Annotated in this window: 12 protein-coding genes; 6 read left to right on the forward strand and 6 right to left on the reverse strand. The window is 64.2% G+C overall.

Annotation, left to right across the window (positions count from 1 at the left end):
* Positions 1-58 precede the first annotated feature (58 nt).
* Both malQ and ACYCVF_RS01180 read left to right on the forward strand, forming a co-directional pair.
* Entirely contained in the window at positions 59-2,020 is a 1,962-nt protein-coding gene (gene malQ, locus ACYCVF_RS01175) for a 4-alpha-glucanotransferase (RefSeq protein WP_459596693.1), read from the forward strand.
* Between the two features lie 30 nt (positions 2,021-2,050).
* A complete protein-coding gene (locus tag ACYCVF_RS01180) occupies positions 2,051-3,850 on the forward strand; it encodes a glycoside hydrolase family 15 protein (RefSeq protein WP_459596694.1) in 1,800 nt (599 codons plus the stop codon).
* A 74-nt stretch (positions 3,851-3,924) separates the two neighbouring features.
* Here the strand turns inward: ACYCVF_RS01180 and ACYCVF_RS01185 are convergent, their stop codons facing one another.
* The 6 genes from ACYCVF_RS01185 to ACYCVF_RS01210 all read right to left on the reverse strand — a co-directional run bounded on the left by ACYCVF_RS01185 (position 3,925) and on the right by ACYCVF_RS01210 (position 11,522).
* Positions 3,925-4,737: an HAD family hydrolase gene (locus ACYCVF_RS01185; RefSeq protein ID WP_459596695.1), complete on the reverse strand. Its 813-nt coding sequence runs from the start codon at positions 4,735-4,737 to the stop codon at positions 3,925-3,927.
* A 119-nt stretch (positions 4,738-4,856) separates the two neighbouring features.
* Positions 4,857-5,387: a gluconokinase gene (locus ACYCVF_RS01190; RefSeq protein ID WP_459596696.1), complete on the reverse strand. Its 531-nt coding sequence runs from the start codon at positions 5,385-5,387 to the stop codon at positions 4,857-4,859.
* Positions 5,374-6,123: a 6-phosphogluconolactonase gene (gene pgl, locus ACYCVF_RS01195; RefSeq protein ID WP_459596698.1), complete on the reverse strand. Its 750-nt coding sequence runs from the start codon at positions 6,121-6,123 to the stop codon at positions 5,374-5,376. The genes ACYCVF_RS01190 and pgl overlap by 14 nt, the downstream gene beginning before the upstream one ends.
* Complete coding sequence (gene zwf / locus ACYCVF_RS01200) at positions 6,123-7,634, reverse strand: glucose-6-phosphate dehydrogenase (RefSeq protein ID WP_459596700.1); 1,512 nt, start codon at positions 7,632-7,634, stop codon at positions 6,123-6,125. Before zwf ends, pgl begins: the two co-directional genes overlap by 1 nt.
* Positions 7,635-7,662: 28 nt before the next feature.
* Positions 7,663-8,661 (reverse strand): phosphogluconate dehydrogenase (NAD(+)-dependent, decarboxylating), encoded by a 999-nt coding sequence (gene gnd / locus ACYCVF_RS01205; protein ID WP_459596702.1) that lies wholly within the window; start codon positions 8,659-8,661, stop codon positions 7,663-7,665.
* Positions 8,662-8,672: 11 nt separating this feature from the next.
* Positions 8,673-11,522, reverse strand: coding sequence for a bifunctional transaldolase/phosoglucose isomerase (locus ACYCVF_RS01210; RefSeq protein WP_459596703.1), 2,850 nt, complete (start codon positions 11,520-11,522; stop codon positions 8,673-8,675).
* 324 nt (positions 11,523-11,846) lie between these two features.
* On the opposite strand from ACYCVF_RS01210, the gene ACYCVF_RS01215 reads away from it, so the two are divergent.
* The 4 genes from ACYCVF_RS01215 to ACYCVF_RS01230 all read left to right on the forward strand — a co-directional run bounded on the left by ACYCVF_RS01215 (position 11,847) and on the right by ACYCVF_RS01230 (position 17,554).
* Complete coding sequence (locus ACYCVF_RS01215) at positions 11,847-12,470, forward strand: STM3941 family protein (RefSeq protein WP_459596705.1); 624 nt, start codon at positions 11,847-11,849, stop codon at positions 12,468-12,470.
* A gap of 297 nt (positions 12,471-12,767) precedes the next feature.
* Entirely contained in the window at positions 12,768-14,711 is a 1,944-nt protein-coding gene (locus tag ACYCVF_RS01220; protein ID WP_459596707.1) for a PrkA family serine protein kinase, read from the forward strand.
* A 30-nt stretch (positions 14,712-14,741) separates the two neighbouring features.
* On the forward strand, positions 14,742-16,019 hold the full coding sequence (locus ACYCVF_RS01225; RefSeq protein WP_459597943.1) for a YeaH/YhbH family protein: 1,278 nt from the start codon (positions 14,742-14,744) through the stop codon (positions 16,017-16,019).
* A complete protein-coding gene (locus ACYCVF_RS01230; RefSeq protein ID WP_459596709.1) occupies positions 16,016-17,554 on the forward strand; it encodes a SpoVR family protein in 1,539 nt (512 codons plus the stop codon). The genes ACYCVF_RS01225 and ACYCVF_RS01230 overlap by 4 nt, the downstream gene beginning before the upstream one ends.
* Positions 17,555-17,591 lie beyond the last annotated feature (37 nt).

The raw sequence follows: 17,591 nt of genomic DNA on the forward strand, positions 1-17,591 counted from the left end.
GCGACCTCGTTAAAATCGATGCCCCCGTTGAAAGGGTGGCCTGCAAGCTGCGTGCCGAATGGATCTTTTAGCTCAAGCCCGGATCAAGGGCGTTCAGTCCGAATTCATCGATGCCCTCGGAAAGCTCCGGGTCACCGATCCCGTGGCCCTCAAATCGATTCTCGATGCCCTGCCGGAGAAGCGGGTCTACCGCTTCGTGAGCGGGCCGGTCGTGGTGCGTGCGCTGGGACATCCGCGCACGGAATTGGCGGCGACCGGTGCGCCGCCGCTGCAATGGAAGATCCTCGGCAACGGCAATGTGATCGCCCAAGGCGAGACGCGCGAGCCTGTCATCGCCTGGCCCGCCGGCCTGCCGCTCGGATATCACCGCTTGACGTTGACCGATGCCGAAGGCGTGATGGAAGAGGTGCCGATGATCGTGGCGCCCGAACGCGCCTTTGGCGGCGATTTCGACCGCGGCTGGCTGCTCGCCGTCCAGCTCTACAGCGTCCGTTCGGACCGCAATTGGGGCATCGGCGACTTCACCGACCTCGCGGGTCTGGTCAGGCTTGCCAAGCAGCTCGGAGCTGACGGCGTCGGGCTCAATCCACTGCATGTTCTGTTTGACGACCGCCCGGCCGATTGCAGCCCCTATTCGCCGAACAGCCGGCTCTTCCTCAACCCGCTCTATATCGACGTCGAGGCGATTCCGGAATTCTCGGCAGCCCTCGTGCCCGACGCGGCTGCGACCGCCGCCCGTCTGCGCGAAGGCGATCGGGTCCCCTATGCCGACATGGCGGCATTGAAATGGCGCGGCCTTCGCGCCGCCTATGACAGCTTCGTGACGAGCGCGAGCGAGGCGCGCCGCAAGGAGTTTGACGCCTTCCGCGCCGCCCGCGCGCCGCTGTTGTCCCGCTTTGCCTGCTTCGAGGTGCTGCGCCATCGCTTCACCGCACCCTGGTGGGAATGGCCGTCGAAATGGCAGCAGCCGGATGAGGCGAAATGCGCCGAGCTGCGCACTGGCCCGGACAAGCGCGAGATCGAATTCGTCGAGTTCGTGCAATGGACGGCCGATAGTCAGCTGCACGCCGCCAAGGAGCTCGCCAGCCGGCTTGGCATGCGGGTCGGACTTTATCTCGATGTTGCCGTCGGCGTGCAGTCCAACGGCTTCGATGCCTGGAACGAGCAGATGGCGATTTCCCGCCATCTCGCCGTCGGCGCGCCGCCCGACGTGCTCAACACCGTGGGCCAGGACTGGGGGCTAGCGGGTTTCAATGCTGGTGGGCTCGAAGCGCAGTCCTTCGTGCCGTTCGCGGACATGCTCGCGGCCTCGATGCGCCATGCCGGCGCCATCAGGCTCGATCACGTGCTCGGGCTGAAGCGGCTTTATCTGGTGCCGCGCGGCTTCAAGCCCGACAACGGCGCCTATGTCCAGATGCCGTTCGAGGCGCTGCTGGCGGCGGTGGCGCGCGAGAGCGCGGCCCATAAATGCATCGTGATCGGCGAGGACCTCGGTACCGTGCCTGAAGGTTTCCGCGAGACGATGCAGGATTTCGGCATCTGGTCCTACCTCGTGATGATGTTCGAGCGTGACGATGCCGGTCATTTCCGTAATGTCGACCACTACCGGCCCAACGCGCTGGTCACGCTGAACACGCATGATCTGTCGACCTATGCCGGCTGGCGCTCCTTCAGCGACCTCAAGATGAAGCGCTCGCTCGGGCTCGATCCCGGCGAGAACGACCAGGCGCGCTGGGACGCGCTCGGCAGGCTCGACGAGATCCTGCGCCAGAACGGCATCAGGGCAAACGACCTCTATTCGGTGCTCGCCTTCCTGTCGCGCACGCCGTCGCGGCTGCTCGCGGTGTCTATGGAAGATCTGCTGGGCGTGATCGACCAACCCAACATTCCCGGCACGATCGACGAGCACCCGAACTGGCGCCAACGCCTTCCTGTCGCGCTCGACAAGATCGCGTCCAAGGTCGATCTTGCGGCTTTGAAGGCCGCGACGCGGGAACGTTCATTGCCCGGCGGGAATTGAAGGGCCGGGGACTTCGAGGCTCGCACGACATTGTCTCAGAGGATCGAGGACTACGCGCTGATCGGCGATTGCGAGACCGCGGCGCTGGTCGGGCGCAACGGCTCGATCGACTGGCTGTGCTGGCCTGCTTTCGATTCCGATGCCTGCTTTGCCGCCATCCTCGGCACGCACAAGAACGGCCGCTGGCTGATTGCGCCGAGCGAGGCTGCGACCCGCATCTCGCGGCGCTATCTCGGCAACACCCTCATCCTCGAAACACGGTTCGAGACGAAGAACGGCACCGTCGCGCTGATCGACTTCATGCCGCCGCGCGGCAAGGCGTCCGACATCGTGCGGCTGGTCCGCGGCGTCAGCGGCACCGTGAAGATGCGGATGGAGCTCGTCATTCGCTTCGGCTTCGGCGCCGACATTCCCTGGGTGCGGCGGATGGATCATGCGCTGCTGGCAATCTGCGGCCAAGATATGACGGTGCTGCGAACACCCGTCCAGACCCGCGGCGAGGATCTGACGACGATTGCCGAATTCGAGGTCGGGGCGGACGAGACCGTGCCATTCGTGCTGACCTACGGCCCCTCGCATCTCGAGCCGCCCGCGCCGATCGATCCGGAGGTCGCTCTCCGGGAGACCGAGATATTCTGGCAGGACTGGTGCGGCCGCTGCACCCGCGACGGCGACTATCAAGATCTCGTCTTGCGCTCGCTGATCACGTTGAAGGCGCTGACCTTCGCCCCGACCGGCGGCATCGTTGCGGCACCGACCACCTCACTGCCGGAAAAGCTCGGGGGCAGCAGGAACTGGGACTACCGCTTCTGCTGGTTGCGCGACGCCACCTTCACGTTTCTGGCGCTGATGAACTCGGGCTACACCGAGGAAGCCTCGGCCTGGCACAATTGGCTGCTGCGCGCAGCCGCCGGTTCGCCGGCGAACATGCAGATCATGTACGGCATCTGGGGACAGCGGCGGCTGCTCGAATGGGAGGCGGGCTGGCTCGGCGGCTACGAGGGCGCCCAGCCCGTGCGCGTCGGCAACGCTGCTCACGCGCAGCTCCAGCTCGACGTCTACGGCGAATTGATCGACGCCTTCCACCAGTCGCGCATGGCCAAGCTCGAGCTCGACGAGCAGACCTGGGCGCTGGAATGCGCCGTGCTCAACCATCTGGCCGAGGTCTGGGACCGGCCCGATCACGGCATCTGGGAGCGACGCGGACAGCCGAAGCACTATGTCTTCTCCAAGGTGATGGCCTGGGTCGCCTTCGACCGCGGCATCAAGAGCGCCGAGACCTTCGGTTTCAAGGCGCCGCTCCTGCACTGGCGCACCTTGCGCGATGCCATTCATCACGACGTCTGCAGCAGGGGCTTCGACGCTGAGGAAGACGCCTTCGTCGAATCCTACGGCTCGAAGCTGCTCGATGCCAGCGTCCTGCTGCTGCCGGCCGTCGGCTTCCTGCCGGCATCGGATCCGCGCATCCGCGGCACCATCGCTGCGGTCGAGAAATGCCTCATGCGCGACGGCTTCGTGCTGCGGCACGATCCGCGCGAGCTGCCACCGGACCAGCCGCCGCTCGAAGGCGCGTTCCTGGCCTGCAGCCTGTGGCTCGCCGATGCCCATGTGCTGTCGGGCGATCTCGACAAGGCGCAACGCCTGTTCGATCGCGTCGTGAGCATTGCCAACGACGTCGGACTGCTGGCGGAGGAATACGATTCCGTGGCGCGGCGCCAGACCGGAAATTTTCCGCAGGCGCTGACCCACATCGCGCTGATCAACACGGCGCACAATCTTTCGGCCGCCAGGCAGGGCAGCGAGAAGCCGGCGGTGCAACGGTCGAAGTAGATCGCCGCGGCAGGTTTGCGGCAGAGGGAGCGCACCTCCGTCGCTGCAGCGATCAAGCCTCAATTGATCGCGATCTAGCCAATCCCATTCCGCTTCAAGATCATCTCCATCGCTTGCGCAAAACCATCCTGCTCGTTGGTCGCGGTGACGTGGGTCGCCTGGTCCTTGACGTTGGCGGCGGCGTTGCCCATGGCGATCGAGAGACCGCTGACGCGGAACATCGCGAGGTCGTTCTGCATGTCGCCGATCGTGGCGACCGCGTCGGTCGCGATGCCGAGGCGCTTTGCCATGGCCTCGACGAAGGTGCCCTTGTCGAAGCCGGGCGGGGTGATGTCGAGATAATAGGTCTGCGAGCGCACCGCGTTGGCTTCGCGGCCGAGCGCCTCCTGCATCGCTTTCTCGCAAGCGGCGAGCCCGGCGGCATCGGCACTGGCGCCGACGATCTTGCAGGCGCTCGAAAGGTAGGGTGAGAAATCGGACACGATGGTGGGGTCGGCGCGGATCGTGTGCTGCTCGTGGGCGACGTAGCTGCCGCTGGGATTGTCGATCAGCCATTTGTCGGTGGTGAACAGCCAGACGTCGGCGCCGAACTCGCGGAGAATCTGCAAGGACCGCTCGGCCGCGCTCGCGGGAATCAGGTGCTGCTCGACCGGTCTCATCTCGGGATCGATGATCGAGGACCCGTTGAACGGGCCGACCGGCAACCACAACGCCAGCGGCTCGATCAGGAAGCGCATGCCGATCGCGGGGCGGCTGGAAGTGATGGTGAAGCCGATGCCGGCCCGGTGCAGCCGCTGCACCGCGCTCCTCGCGCGCTCGGTCAGCGTCTTGTCCTTGGTCAGCAGCGTGCCGTCGACATCGGACACCACGAGTGAGATTTGCGTCATGGCAGGACCTGAACTTTCCCAGAGTACGATCCGGGAAAGCTTGAAGCGCTTCCCGAAAAGACCATGCTAAGACAAGAGAGCTAAAGCGCGATGACGGTTCATCCAAATTTCATCGCGCTTTAGCGTTTCGCGCCGCCCAGTTTCAGTTGCCGTACCACGCCGTCGACGATCGCTTCGACGGATTCGTCGATCGAGACGGTGACGACGTGCTTGCTCGCCTCGGGCGGCTCCAGCGTGTTGAATTGGCTCGCCAGCAGCTCGGGCGGCATGAAGTGCCCCTTGCGATGGGCCAGCCGTTCGGCGATCAGCTCCTTCGTGCCCTTCAGGAAGACGAAGCGGACGTCGTCGCGCCCGCGCAGCAGCACGTCGCGATAGGCGTGCTTTAGCGCCGAGCAGGCGATGATGACGTGCTCGCCGCGTCCGCACACGAGCGCGATCTCGTCGGCGATCGCATTGAGCCAGGGCCAGCGGTCCTCATCGGTGAGCGGATGGCCGGCTCGCATCTTCTCGACGTTGCTGGCGGGATGAAAGCTGTCGCCGTCCTCGAAGCGCCAGCCGAGCCGCTCGCCGAGCGCCTTCGCAACAGTGCTCTTGCCCGAACCCGACACGCCCATCACGATCAATGCACAAGGTGCCTCAGCGCGGCCCACGAATTTCCTCCGGAAGCGCGGCTTGGTCGACCAGCCAGACGGTCTCGCCATTCGAGCGCGCGCGCAAGGCCGGCAGGTTCTCGCCATTGAGAAGGCGCGTCAAGATCGACCGCTTGTCGTGTCCGGCAATCTCGAACAACATCTCGCGGCAGGAGGCCAGAATGGGCAGGGTGAGCGAGACCCGCGGCACGAACGGCGAGACATTGGCTTTGGCGACGCCGACGACCCAGCGTCGGGTCTCCTCGATCTCGGGATAACCGGGAAATAGCGAGGCGGTGTGGCCGTCCGGCCCCGCGCCCATCAGGACGAGATCGAACAGCGGCCGCCCCGGATCGAGCCGGTCTGCGCCATAGAAGGCCTGCAGCTCGCGTGCATAGGCCTCAGCGCCGGCATCGGGATTCGCGGCCGTGGTCGGAATCGGATGGATATGGCCGGCGGGTGCGTTGCGGTCGAGGAACACCGCGCGCGCGAGCGCCATGTTGTTGAGGGGATCGCTTTCGGGCACGAAGCGCTCGTCGCCGATGAACCAGTGCACGCGCTCCCACGGGATCCTGCCGCGCCAGGCTTCGCTTCCGAGCAACTGATAGAGCTTCTTCGGGCTGGAGCCGCCGGTGAGGCAGATCGCGATGCGCCCGGAGTTGGCGGCGATCCGCGCCATCACCCGTTCGGCCGCCGCTTGCGCCAGAGCTTCGGCGTCGGCCGCGACGATCAGCTTCGGCTGGTCCGCCGCGGCCATCACGAGTACTTCCGCCAGCTTCGCCCGTCGCGCCGGAGCAGCTCGTCGGCGCAGGCGGGACCATCGCTGCCGGCCTCATAGGTTTCGATGCCGTTCGTGCCCGCGCTTGTCCAGGCGTCCAGGAACGGCTGCACGGCGTGCCATCCGGCCTCGATGCCGTCGGCGCGCTGGAACAGGATGTTGTCGCCGATCATGCAGTCGTAGATCAGCGTCTCGTAGCCGGTCGAGGGATCGACGCGGAAATAGTCGCCGTATCGGAACTTCATCTCGACGCCGTCGATGGTGATGCTCGGCCCCGGAATCTTGGCGTTGAACTGCAGCTCGATGGTCTCGGTCGGCGCGATGCCGATGGTCAGGAAGTTCTGCGACAGGCGGTCGATGTCGGTGCCTGAAAACATCGACAGCGGCGCCTGTTTGAACTTGATCGCGACTTCAGTCCGCTTGTGGCCGAGTGCCTTGCCGGTGCGCAGGTAAAAGGGCACGCCGGCCCAGCGCCAATTGTCGATCATCAGCTTCAGCGCGACGAAAGTTTCGGTGGTGCTGCCGGGCTTGACGTCCTCGGTCTTGCGATAGTCCGGGATGTCGTCGTCGCCGATGCGCCCCGCCAGATATTGCGCGCGCACCGAATTCCTGAGCGCCTCTTCGCGGCTCGGCTGCTGGATCGAGGTGAGCACGTCGGCCTTCTCGGAGCGCACCGAATGCGCGTCGAACCGTGCCGGCGGCTCCATCGCCACCAGCGACATCAGCTGGAACAGGTGGTTCGGCACCATGTCGCGCAGCGCGCCGGTGGCATCATAGAAGCCGCCGCGATGCCCGACGCCGAGCTTCTCCTCCACGGTGATCTGGATGTGGTCGATGTGGTTGCGATTCCAGATCGGCTCGAACATGCCGTTGGCGAAGCGCAGCACCAGGATGTTCTGCACCGTCTCCTTGCCGAGATAGTGATCGATCCGGTAGATCTGGTGCTCCTCCATGATCTTCAACAGCTCGGCGTTGAGCGCGCGGGCCGAGGCGAGATCGGTGCCGAACGGCTTCTCGATCACCAGCCGCCGCCAGGCGCCATTCTCCTTCATCATGCCGGTGCGGCCGAGCTCGCGCGCCGTCGGCGCGAATGCGGCGGGCGGCGTCGCGAGGTAGAACAGGCGATTGCCGCCGGTGCCTTGCGCGCACTCCAGCGAATCCAGATGCTCGCGCAGGCGGTCGAACGAGGGCGGATCCTTTGCGTCGGCCTCGACGAAGGTCACGCATTCCAACAGCTTCCTGGCGATGTCGTCGTCCACGGGCCGAGTCGCGAACTGGCGCAGGCCCTTCATCAGGCTGTCGCGCAGCTCGTCGTCCGATTGGCCCCTGCGCGCTACGCCGACCACACAGAACTTTTCCGGTAACAGATGCTCGGCGGCGAGATTGTAGAGCGATGGCATCACCAGCCGATGGGTTAGGTCGCCGGTCACGCCAAAGATGACGAAGGCGCAATTTTCCGGCTTGCGCTTTGGCTGCGGGTCTTTTGTCACGAACGGTCGGCCCTCGCTTGGTTGACGCTTACTTGGGCTTCGCCGCGCTCGGCTGCTTCGGTTCCTTGTGGCCGCCGAACCCTGCACGCATCGCGGAGAGAATTTTTTCGGCGAAGGTGTGTTCCTTGCGGGAACGGAAGCGTGCGTAGAGCGCCGCGGTCAAGACTTCGGCCGGCACAGCCTCGTCGATCGCAGCATTCACGGTCCAGCGACCTTCGCCGGAATCTTCGACGAAGCCTGAATATTCCGACAGCTGCGGGCTGTCGGCGAGTGCGGTCGAGGTGAGGTCGAGCAGCCAGGACGGAATCACGCTGCCGCGGCGCCACACTTCGGCGATGTCGGCGAGATCGAAATCGTAGCGGTGATCCGCCGGCAAGGCCTCGATGTTGGCGTTCCTGAGAATGTCGAAACCTTCGGCATAGGCCTGCATCAGGCCATATTCGATGCCGTTGTGGATCATCTTGACGAAGTGACCGGCGCCGACGGGGCCGGCATGGATATAGCCCTGCTCGACACGGGGATCGCGGCCCTCGCGTCCCTCCGTGCGCGGAATGTCGCCGGCGCCGGGCGCGAGCGCGGCGAAGATCGGATCGAGCCGGTCGACCACCTGCTTCTCGCCGCCGATCATCATGCAATAGCCGCGCTCGAGCCCCCATACGCCGCCGGAAGTGCCGACATCGACATAGTGGATGCCGCGCTCCTTCAGCGCCTTGCCGCGCCGGACGTCGTCCTGCCAGAACGTGTTGCCGCCGTCGATGATGACGTCGCCCGCCTGCATCACGCCGGCGATCGTCTCGATCGTGGTCTCGGTGATGCGCCCTGCAGGCAGCATCACCCAGGCCGTGCGTGGCCGCTCGAGTTTCGAGACGAACTCTTCGAGCGTCGCCGAGCCGACGGCGCCGTCGGCGGCGAGGCCTGCGACGGCCTTGGCGTCCTTGTCGTAGACCACGGTCGAGTGGCCGTGGCGCATCAGACGGCGAACGATGTTGCCGCCCATCCGGCCGAGGCCGATCATGCCGAGTTGCATGTGCATTTCCCTTAGTTCAGAGCGTCATTGAGCGCCGCGTTGAGCGCCGCGAGACCCTTCTTGAGCCCGCCCTTCAGGTGAACGCGAAGCGCGCGCCGGCCGCGTTCGGTGAGCACGTCGAAATCGCCGCGCGCCTGCGCCGCCTTGATGATTCCGAAGCTGGCCTTCTGGCCCGGCACCGGAAGGTCCTGCGCATCATCGGCCGTGATCTGGAGAAACACGCCGCTGTCGGGGCCGCCCTTGTAGGCCTGGCCTGTGGAGTGGAGGAAGCGCGGTCCGAACTCGGCACAGGTCGCGACGTGGCGCTTCTCGCGTACCTCCAGCCGCATCGTCTGGAGCGCGTCGATGGTCGCCTTGTCGCGCGCGATGTAGCCGAGCAGGGCGACATAGTCGCCGTCGCCCGAGCGCGACAGATGCGCCTTCAGCCATGAGGTGAGGTCGCCATTGGCGCCGGCGGCGCGGAGCGCCTCCGCATTGGACCCGTCGGTGTAGAGATCGGCCTCTTTGGTGCTGACGACGGGTTGCTCTTCCGGCAGCGCACCGGTCCTCTCGAAGGCGGCGGTGAGCTCGCGCGTCTTGACCTTGGCCGCCTCCACGTCCGGCTGGTCGAACGGATTGATGCCGAGGATCGAGCCGGCAACCGCCGTCGCCATCTCGAATCGGAAGAACTCCTGGCCGAGATGCTCGATCGACTTCATGACGATGCGCACGACGGGATGACCGGCCGCCTCGATCGCCGCGAGCTTCGAATCATGGGCGGCGTCCGCCTCGCCTTCGACACGGATGTCGATGAAGAACCGGTCGTTGCCATAGACCGAGGGATCGCCCAGCGGCTCGCCCTCGATCGGGATCAGGCCCTTGCCCTCCTTGCCGGTCGATTCCGCGATCAGCTGCTCGGCCCAGGCGCCGAAATCGGCGATCTTCTTCGACGCCAGGATCGTCACCTTGTCGCGGCCCTCGAGGCCGGCGAGGCCCATGGCGAGGCCGAGCTGCACGCCCGGGTTCTCCGAGGGCGGCACGTCCGGCCCGCAGGAGCGGGCCATCGCCAGCGCATGCTTGATGAAGGTCTTGACGTCGATGCCCGCGGTCGCCGCCGGCACCAGGCCGAAGGGCGAGAGCACCGAATAGCGACCGCCGATCGAGGGCTCGCCGTGGAAGATGCGGGCATAGTTCAGCTTCTTCGCCGCCTTCTCCAGCGACGAGCCGGGATCGGTGACCGCGATGAAGCGATGGCCGGTCCTCACCTTCGTGCCGACCGCCTTGGCAACCCGCTCGTGGAAATAATCCTTCATGGCGTTCGGCTCGGTGGTGCCGCCGGACTTGCTGGAGACGATGAATACGGTGTTGGCGATGTCGATCTTGGCCTCCATCGCCCGCACCTGCGCCGGATCGGTGGAATCCAGCACATGCAGTTTCGGGAAGCCGGGCTTCTTGCCAAAGGTCTCGGCCAGCACTTCGGGGCCGAGGCTCGATCCGCCCATGCCGAGCACGACGGCATCCGAGAATTTCTGGCCTTTCACCCGGCCCGCATAGTCTTCGTAGTTGGCAACGTCCGCCTTGGCCGCGCTGTCGAGCCAGCCCAGCCATTTATCCTCGTCCGCACCGGTCCAGACCGACTTGTCGCGTTGCCACAGCCTGCGGATTCTGGCGGACGCCCGCCATTCCTCGGTGCTCTCAGCCACGGCCTTGCCCAGCCCGTCGCCGAGCGAGAGAAGCTGGCGATCCAGTGCGGGCCCGAGCACGACCGCGCGCTTGTGGGCGACGGCGCCGTAGAGCTTGTCGGCGGCATCCGCAAACAGCTTGACGCCATCCTTGACCAGCTCCTCGGCGATCGCATCGAGCGAGATGCCGGAGCGCTCCAGCTCCTCCAGCACGCGCCGGGCGTCATCGACATTCTCTTCCAGGCTGTCGCGCGGCTTGCCGTGATCGCGGAACGCATCCAGCGTCGCCGGCGGTACCGTGTTGATCGTGTCGGGGCCGATCAACTCTTCGACGTAAAGGACGTCGCTATAGTCCTTGTTCTTGGTGCCGGTGGAGGCCCATAGCATGCGCTGCGGCCTGGCGCCCCTGGCGGCGAGCTTCTCCCAGCGGGGCCCCGAGAACAGGCGCTTGTAGTCCTGGTAAGCGAGCTTGGCGTTGGCGATCGCGACCTTGCCCTTGAGCGCGGCGAGCCGTTCCTTCTCGGAGGGATCGTTGGCGCGCGCGATCTTCTCGTCGAGATGCTTGTCCACGACCGAGTCGATGCGGCTGACGAAGAAGCTCGCCACGCTCGCGACATGCGAGGGGTCGCCGCCGCCGGCGACGTATTTTTCGAGGCCGGCAATGTAGGCTTCGGCCACGTCGAGGTAGACCGCCTTGGAGAACAGCAGCGTGATGTTGATGCTGATGCCGTCGCCGATCAGCGTCTCGATTGCCGGCAGGCCTTCCGGCGTCGCGGGCACTTTCACCATCAGGTTCTTGCGACCAACGTCCTTCCAGAGCCGCCGCGCCTCGGCGACGGTGCCGGCGGTGTCCATCGCCAGATAGGGCGAGACTTCCAGGCTGACATAGCCGTCGCCGCCCTTGAGACGGTCATAGACCGGCCGCAGCACATCGGCCGCGTTCTGGATGTCCTCGACTGCCACGGCCTCGAACAGGTCGGCCACGGTCCGATCGCCGCGCTTCAGCGCCTTGCCGATCGGCGCGTCATACTCGTCCGAGCTGCCGATCGCCTTCTCGAAGATCGACGGATTGGAGGTGACGCCCTTGACGCCGTCGGTTTCGATCAGTCGCTTCAGGTCGCCCTTGGCGATGAAGCCGCGGGCCAGGAAGTCGAGCCAGACGGCTTGGCCGTGCTGTTCCAGTTCTTTGACGGGATTCATGATGCTTATTTATCTCCAAGCCTGCGGGCGAGGGGTTTCCGCGCCGGTCCTGACGCGCTATCCTCTAGCTTACATGCCCCCGGGAGGGAACCAATCAAGGGGATGGGAGTCATACCCTCCAGTGTAACTCCGTCGCGATCATGGCGATCCGGGCGGTTGTAGCTGTGTTGCGTAAAGTCGTTGGCCGGAAGACGCGGTCAAAGTTTCTTTGCGTAACGTCAGCCGCTTCGCCTCGTCAGCCAGCGGCTGCCTGGAGTGCCAACGTGGATCTGGATCCACGTTGCATCGAGGCTCGGCCGCGAATGGCCATGCTTGGGGAAGAGCATGCAGGCCCATAAGGAAGGTTTGGCGCTCGCCGACAGCCAGAACCCGGCTGCATCGACGGTCAGCATCGACGCGTCGTGCGATCTCGAAATCAATCGATGCGTGACGCAATTGCGGCTGCTGGTCGCGGCGGGCTTTGCCATGACCCTGCTCAGTGCAAGCCTTGCCTTCGATTGGTGGGACGGCTTCGGCGACTATGGCACGACACTCGGCTATGCCGGCGTCGTGGTATTCGGCCTGGTGACCGGCTGGCTGATCTGGATGCTTCCGGCCGAGCGAGGAGCGGTGGTGGTCGTCACTGCCTACGGCATCCGCGATCTCCGCATCGGCAACGAATTTCTGCCGTGGGAGTCGATTGCGGAGATTTCGTCTGAAGACCACCGCGGCCAGAAGACGATCGTGCTGACGCCGACGCCGGCATTGCGGCGCCAGCTGTGCGCCATCCCCACTTTGGCCCGTTGTGCGCAGGATGGTCGTATCTTCATCCGCGCGGAGGGCCTGGCGACAGATTTCGACACGCTGCTGCGCGCTTGCCGCGACTGCCACGCCGCCAGCACCCCGCGCGCCGCATTGCAGCAGGAAGATGAACGCGGCCCCCAAGGCTTCGCCGTACAAGTGTCATAAGATCGCCGCTCCCGGATCGCTATGCTGCATCGCCGGGCGGGCACACCCCCGGGAACGCCCGGATGTTGCGACCAAGTGACATTTTCTGGAAATGAGCGAATATAGACAGAGATTCGCACAAATTACAGGCATGTGCCTGTTCGTAACTCACGGAGTGCCTACGTTGTGCGTTGCGTCGTGTCGGCACCCGGGTGTCCAATGATCGTCATGTGCTCACGCTGATTCGAAACGGCCTGAGGAACGGTCCGGTAACTGCTTTCGTTTCAGCTTGTAGCGGAACTCACGCGGAGAGGGATCATGTACAACGATTCTCTATTCAACGCTTTCGCTCGGTCGTTCGAGGCGAGAAGCCAGCACGACATGTCGATGGCGGAATATCTGGAATCGTGTCGAAGCGATCCCATGAAATACGCCAACGCGGCCGAACGACTGCTAGCGGCGATCGGTGAGCCTCAGACGATCGATACGGCCAAGGACCCACGCCTTGGCCGTATTTTTTTGAACCGCACGATCCGTACCTACCCGGCCTTCGCCGGCTTCTACGGCATGGAAGAAACCATCGAGCGCATCGTCGGTTTCTTCCGACACGCCGCGCAAGGCCTGGAGGAGCGCAAGCAGATCCTCTATCTGCTCGGCCCGGTCGGCGGCGGCAAATCCTCTCTCGCCGAGCGGCTGAAGTCGCTGATGGAAGTACACCCCATCTACGTGCTGAAAGCCGGCGATGAACTCTCGCCCGTGTTCGAAAGCCCGCTCAGCCTGTTCGATCCAGATCAGCTCGGGCCGATGCTGGAAGAGAAATACGGCATTCCGCGCCGTCGTCTCACCGGCCTGATGAGCCCGTGGTGCTACAAGCGGCTGGAAGCCTTCGGCGGCGACATTTCCCAGTTCAGAGTCGCAAAGATCCAGCCGTCGCGGCTGCGCCAGATCGCGATCGCCAAGACCGAGCCGGGCGACGAGAACAACCAGGACATCTCCTCGCTGGTCGGCAAGGTCGACATCCGCAAGCTCGAGACCTATGCCCAGAACGATCCGGACGCCTACAGCTATTCCGGCGGACTCAACCGCGCCAATCAGGGCGTGCTCGAGTTCGTCGAGATGTTCAAGGCACCGATCAAGATGTTGCATCCGCTGCTGACGGCGACGCAGGAAGGCAACTACATCGGCACCGAGAACATCGGCGCGATTCCTTTCACCGGCGTCATCCTCGCGCACTCCAACGAAGCGGAATGGGCGAGCTTCAAGGCCAACAAGAACAACGAGGCCTTCATCGACCGCATCTGCGTCATCAAGGTGCCGTACTGCCTGCGCGTTACCGAAGAGCAGAAGATCTACGAGAAGCTGATCCAGGGCTCCGAGCTCGCGGCTGCGCCCTGCGCACCCTCGACCCTGGAGACGCTGGCGCGGTTCTCGGTGATGTCGCGGCTGCGCAAGCATGAAAACTCCACGATCTACGCCAAGATGCGGGTCTATGACGGTGAAAGCCTGAAGGAATCCGATCCGAAGGCGCGCAGCGTCCAGGAATATCGCGATTTCGCCGGCGTCGATGAGGGCATGGACGGCGTCTCCACCCGCTTCGCCTTCAAGATCCTGGCCGCGACCTTCAACCACGATCCGCAGGAGGTCGCCGCCGACGCCGTGCATCTGATGTACGCTCTCGAGCAGTCCATCAAGCGCGAGCAGCTGCCCGAGGAGGTCGAGAAGCGCTATCTCGAATTCATCAAGGCGGATCTGGCACCGCGTTACGCCGAGTTCATCGGCAACGAGATCCAGAAGGCCTATCTGGAATCCTATTCGGATTACGGCCAGAACCTGTTCGATCGCTACGTCGACTACGCCGACGCCTGGATCGAGGACCAGGACTTCAAGGATCCCGACACCGGCCAGCTGCTCGATCGCGAGCTTTTGAACCAGGAACTGACGAAAATCGAGAAACCGGCGGGTATCGCCAACCCCAAGGACTTCCGTAACGAGGTCGTCAAATTCTCGTTACGCTCGCGGGCCCAGAACGGCGGCAAGAATCCGGCCTGGACCTCCTACGAGAAGATTCGCGATGTGATCGAAAAGCGGATATTCTCTCAGGTCGAGGACCTGCTTCCGGTCATCTCCTTCGGGTCGAAGAAGGACGGCGAGACGGAAAAGAAGCACGGCGAGTTCGTCGCACGCATGGTGGAGCGCGGCTACACCGAGCGTCAGGTTCGCCGGCTCGTCGAGTGGTACATGCGCGTGAAGCAGGCCGGTTGAGGTGCATGGGAGGCGAATGGAAAAGTGCCCATCCACATCATTGACAGGCGCCTGAATCCAGGCGGCAAGAGTCTTGAGAACCGCCAGCGGTTCTTGCGTCGGGCCAAGTCCCTGGTGCAGGGCGCCGTCAAGAAGACCTCGCAGGAACGCGACATCAAGGATGTCCTGGAGGGTGGTGAGGTCACGATCCCCCTCGACGGCATGCACGAGCCGCGCTTCCGCCGTGAAGGCGGAACGCGGGACATGGTGCTGCCCGGCAACAAGAAGTTCGTCGAAGGCGATTATCTCCAACGCTCCGGCCAGGGTAGTGCCAAGGATTCCGGCCCCGGCGAAGGCGACAGCGAAGACGCCTTCCGCTTCGTGCTCAGCCGCGACGAGTTCGTCGATCTCTTCCTCGACGACCTCGAGCTTCCGGATCTCGCCAAGCGCAAGATCGCGCAGACCGAGAGCGAGGGCATCCAGCGCGCCGGCTACACCATGTCCGGCTCGCCGGCCAACATCTCGGTGAGCCGGACGGTGAAGCTCGCGCTTGCGCGCCGCATCGCGCTCAAGCGTCCCCGCAAGGACGAGATCGAGGAACTGGAAGCCGCGATCGCCGCATGCACGGACGAGGACGAACGCACGGAGCTGCTCGCTCGGCTCGAAACGCTGAAGGCGAAGTCCAGGCGCATCCCCTTCATCGATCCGCTCGACATCCGCTACCGGCGCTTCGAAACGGTGCCGAAGCCCGTCGCGCAGGCCGTAATGTTCTGCCTGATGGACGTCTCCGGCTCGATGTCCGAGCACATGAAGGACCTGGCAAAGCGCTTCTACATGCTGCTCTACGTGTTCCTGAAGCGGCGCTACAAGCATGTCGAGATCGTCTTCATCCGCCACACCGACCGCGCCGAGGAGGTGGACGAGCAGACCTTCTTCTACGGTCCGGCCTCGGGCGGCACGCTGGTCTCCAGCGCGCTCCAGGCGATGCACGAGATCGTGCGCGAGCGCTTCAGCCCGTCGGACTGGAACATCTACGCCGCGCAAGCCTCCGACGGCGACAATTCCTATTCCGACGGCGAGCTCACCGGCATGCTGCTGACCGACAAGATCCTGCCGGTCTGCCAGTTCTTTGCCTATCTCGAGGTCGGCGAATCAGGCGGCAGCGCCTTCGATCTCTCCGACTCCTCGCTCTGGACCCTCTATGAGCGCCTGCGCAACAGCGGCGCACCGCTCTCGATGCGCAAGGTCTCCGAACGCAGCGAGATTTTTCCGGTGTTCCATGATCTGTTCCAGCGCCGCGACACTGCCCAGGAGAAAGCCGCTCCATGACGGAACGATTGTTCGAAGGCGCGGATTGGGATTTCCACACCTTGCAGCGCATCACCGATGCCTGCGAGGCGGTGGCGCTGAAGGATCTCGGGCTCGATGTCTATCCGAACCAGATCGAGGTCATCACCGCCGAGCAGATGCTGGATGCCTACTCCTCCGTCGGCATGCCGCTGTTCTACAAGCACTGGTCCTTTGGCAAGCAGTTCGCGTACCATGAAGCGTCCTACCGCAAGGGGCTGATGGGCCTCGCCTATGAGATCGTGATCAACTCCTCGCCCTGCATCTCCTACCTGATGGAGGAGAACACGGCGACGATGCAGACGCTGGTGATCGCGCATGCTGCCTTCGGCCACAACCATTTCTTCAAGAACAATTATCTGTTCAAGCAGTGGACCGATGCCGACGGCATTCTGGACTATCTGGATTTCGCCAAGAACTACGTCATGCAATGTGAGGACCGCTATGGCCGCATCGAGGTCGAGCGCACGCTCGATGCCGCGCATGCGCTGATGTCGCACGGCATCGATCGCTATCCCGGCAAGAAAAAACTCGATCTGCGCGAGGAGGAGAAGCGGGCAGGGCGTCGCCGTCAGCACGAGGAGGAAGTCTTCAACGACCTCTGGCGCACCGTGCCCAAGGGCGCCTCGAAGACCCGGTCCGCGATCTCGCTCGAACGGCGCCGCAAGCTGCTCGGCCTGCCGCAGGAAAACCTGCTCTACTTCCTGGAGAAGAGCGCGCCGCGGCTGGCGCCCTGGCAACGCGAGTTGCTGCGCATCGTCCGCCACATCGCGCAATATTTCTATCCCCAGAGCCAGACCAAGGTGATGAACGAGGGGACGGCGACCTACGTCCACTATCGCATCATGACGCAGCTGCACCAACAGGGCCGCATCAGCGACGGCAACTTCCTCGAATTCCTGGGATCGCACACCAACGTCGTGTTCCAGCCCGAATTCGACGATCCGCGCTTCTCCGGCTTCAATCCCTATGCGCTCGGCTTCGCGATGATGCAGGACATCGAACGCATCGTCACCAGCCCGGAAGACGAGGACCGCGAATGGTTTCCCGACATCGCCGGCAAGAACGATGTCATGGGCGTGCTGCGCGACGTGTGGGCTAATTACCGCGACGAGAGCTTCATCGCCCAGTTCCTGAGCCCGAAGCTGATGCGGCAACTCCGCATGTTCCACCTGCACGACGATCCCGAGGAGCGTGCCGGCATCCGGGTCGATGCCATCCACGACGAGCGCGGCTTCCGCCGCGTGCGGCGCGAATTGGCCCGGCAACACGACGTCGGCTATATCGACGCCAATATCGAGGTGGTCGATGTCGATCTCTCCGGCGACCGCCGGCTGATCCTGCATCACCACGTCATCAAGGGCGCGCAGCTCAACGAGACCGACGCCAAGCGGGTGCTCCAGCATCTCGCCGATCTCTGGACCTACGACGTCGCGCTGATCGAGGTCGATGCCAACGACAAGGTCCTGCGCGAATACGTCGTGAGCCCGCGTCCGATCCCCGCCGCGGTGGCCTGAAGGCTGGCGACCGGGCGGAGCGAAGGGCGAGATGCGC

The organism is Bradyrhizobium cedriense (assembly GCF_054602315.1).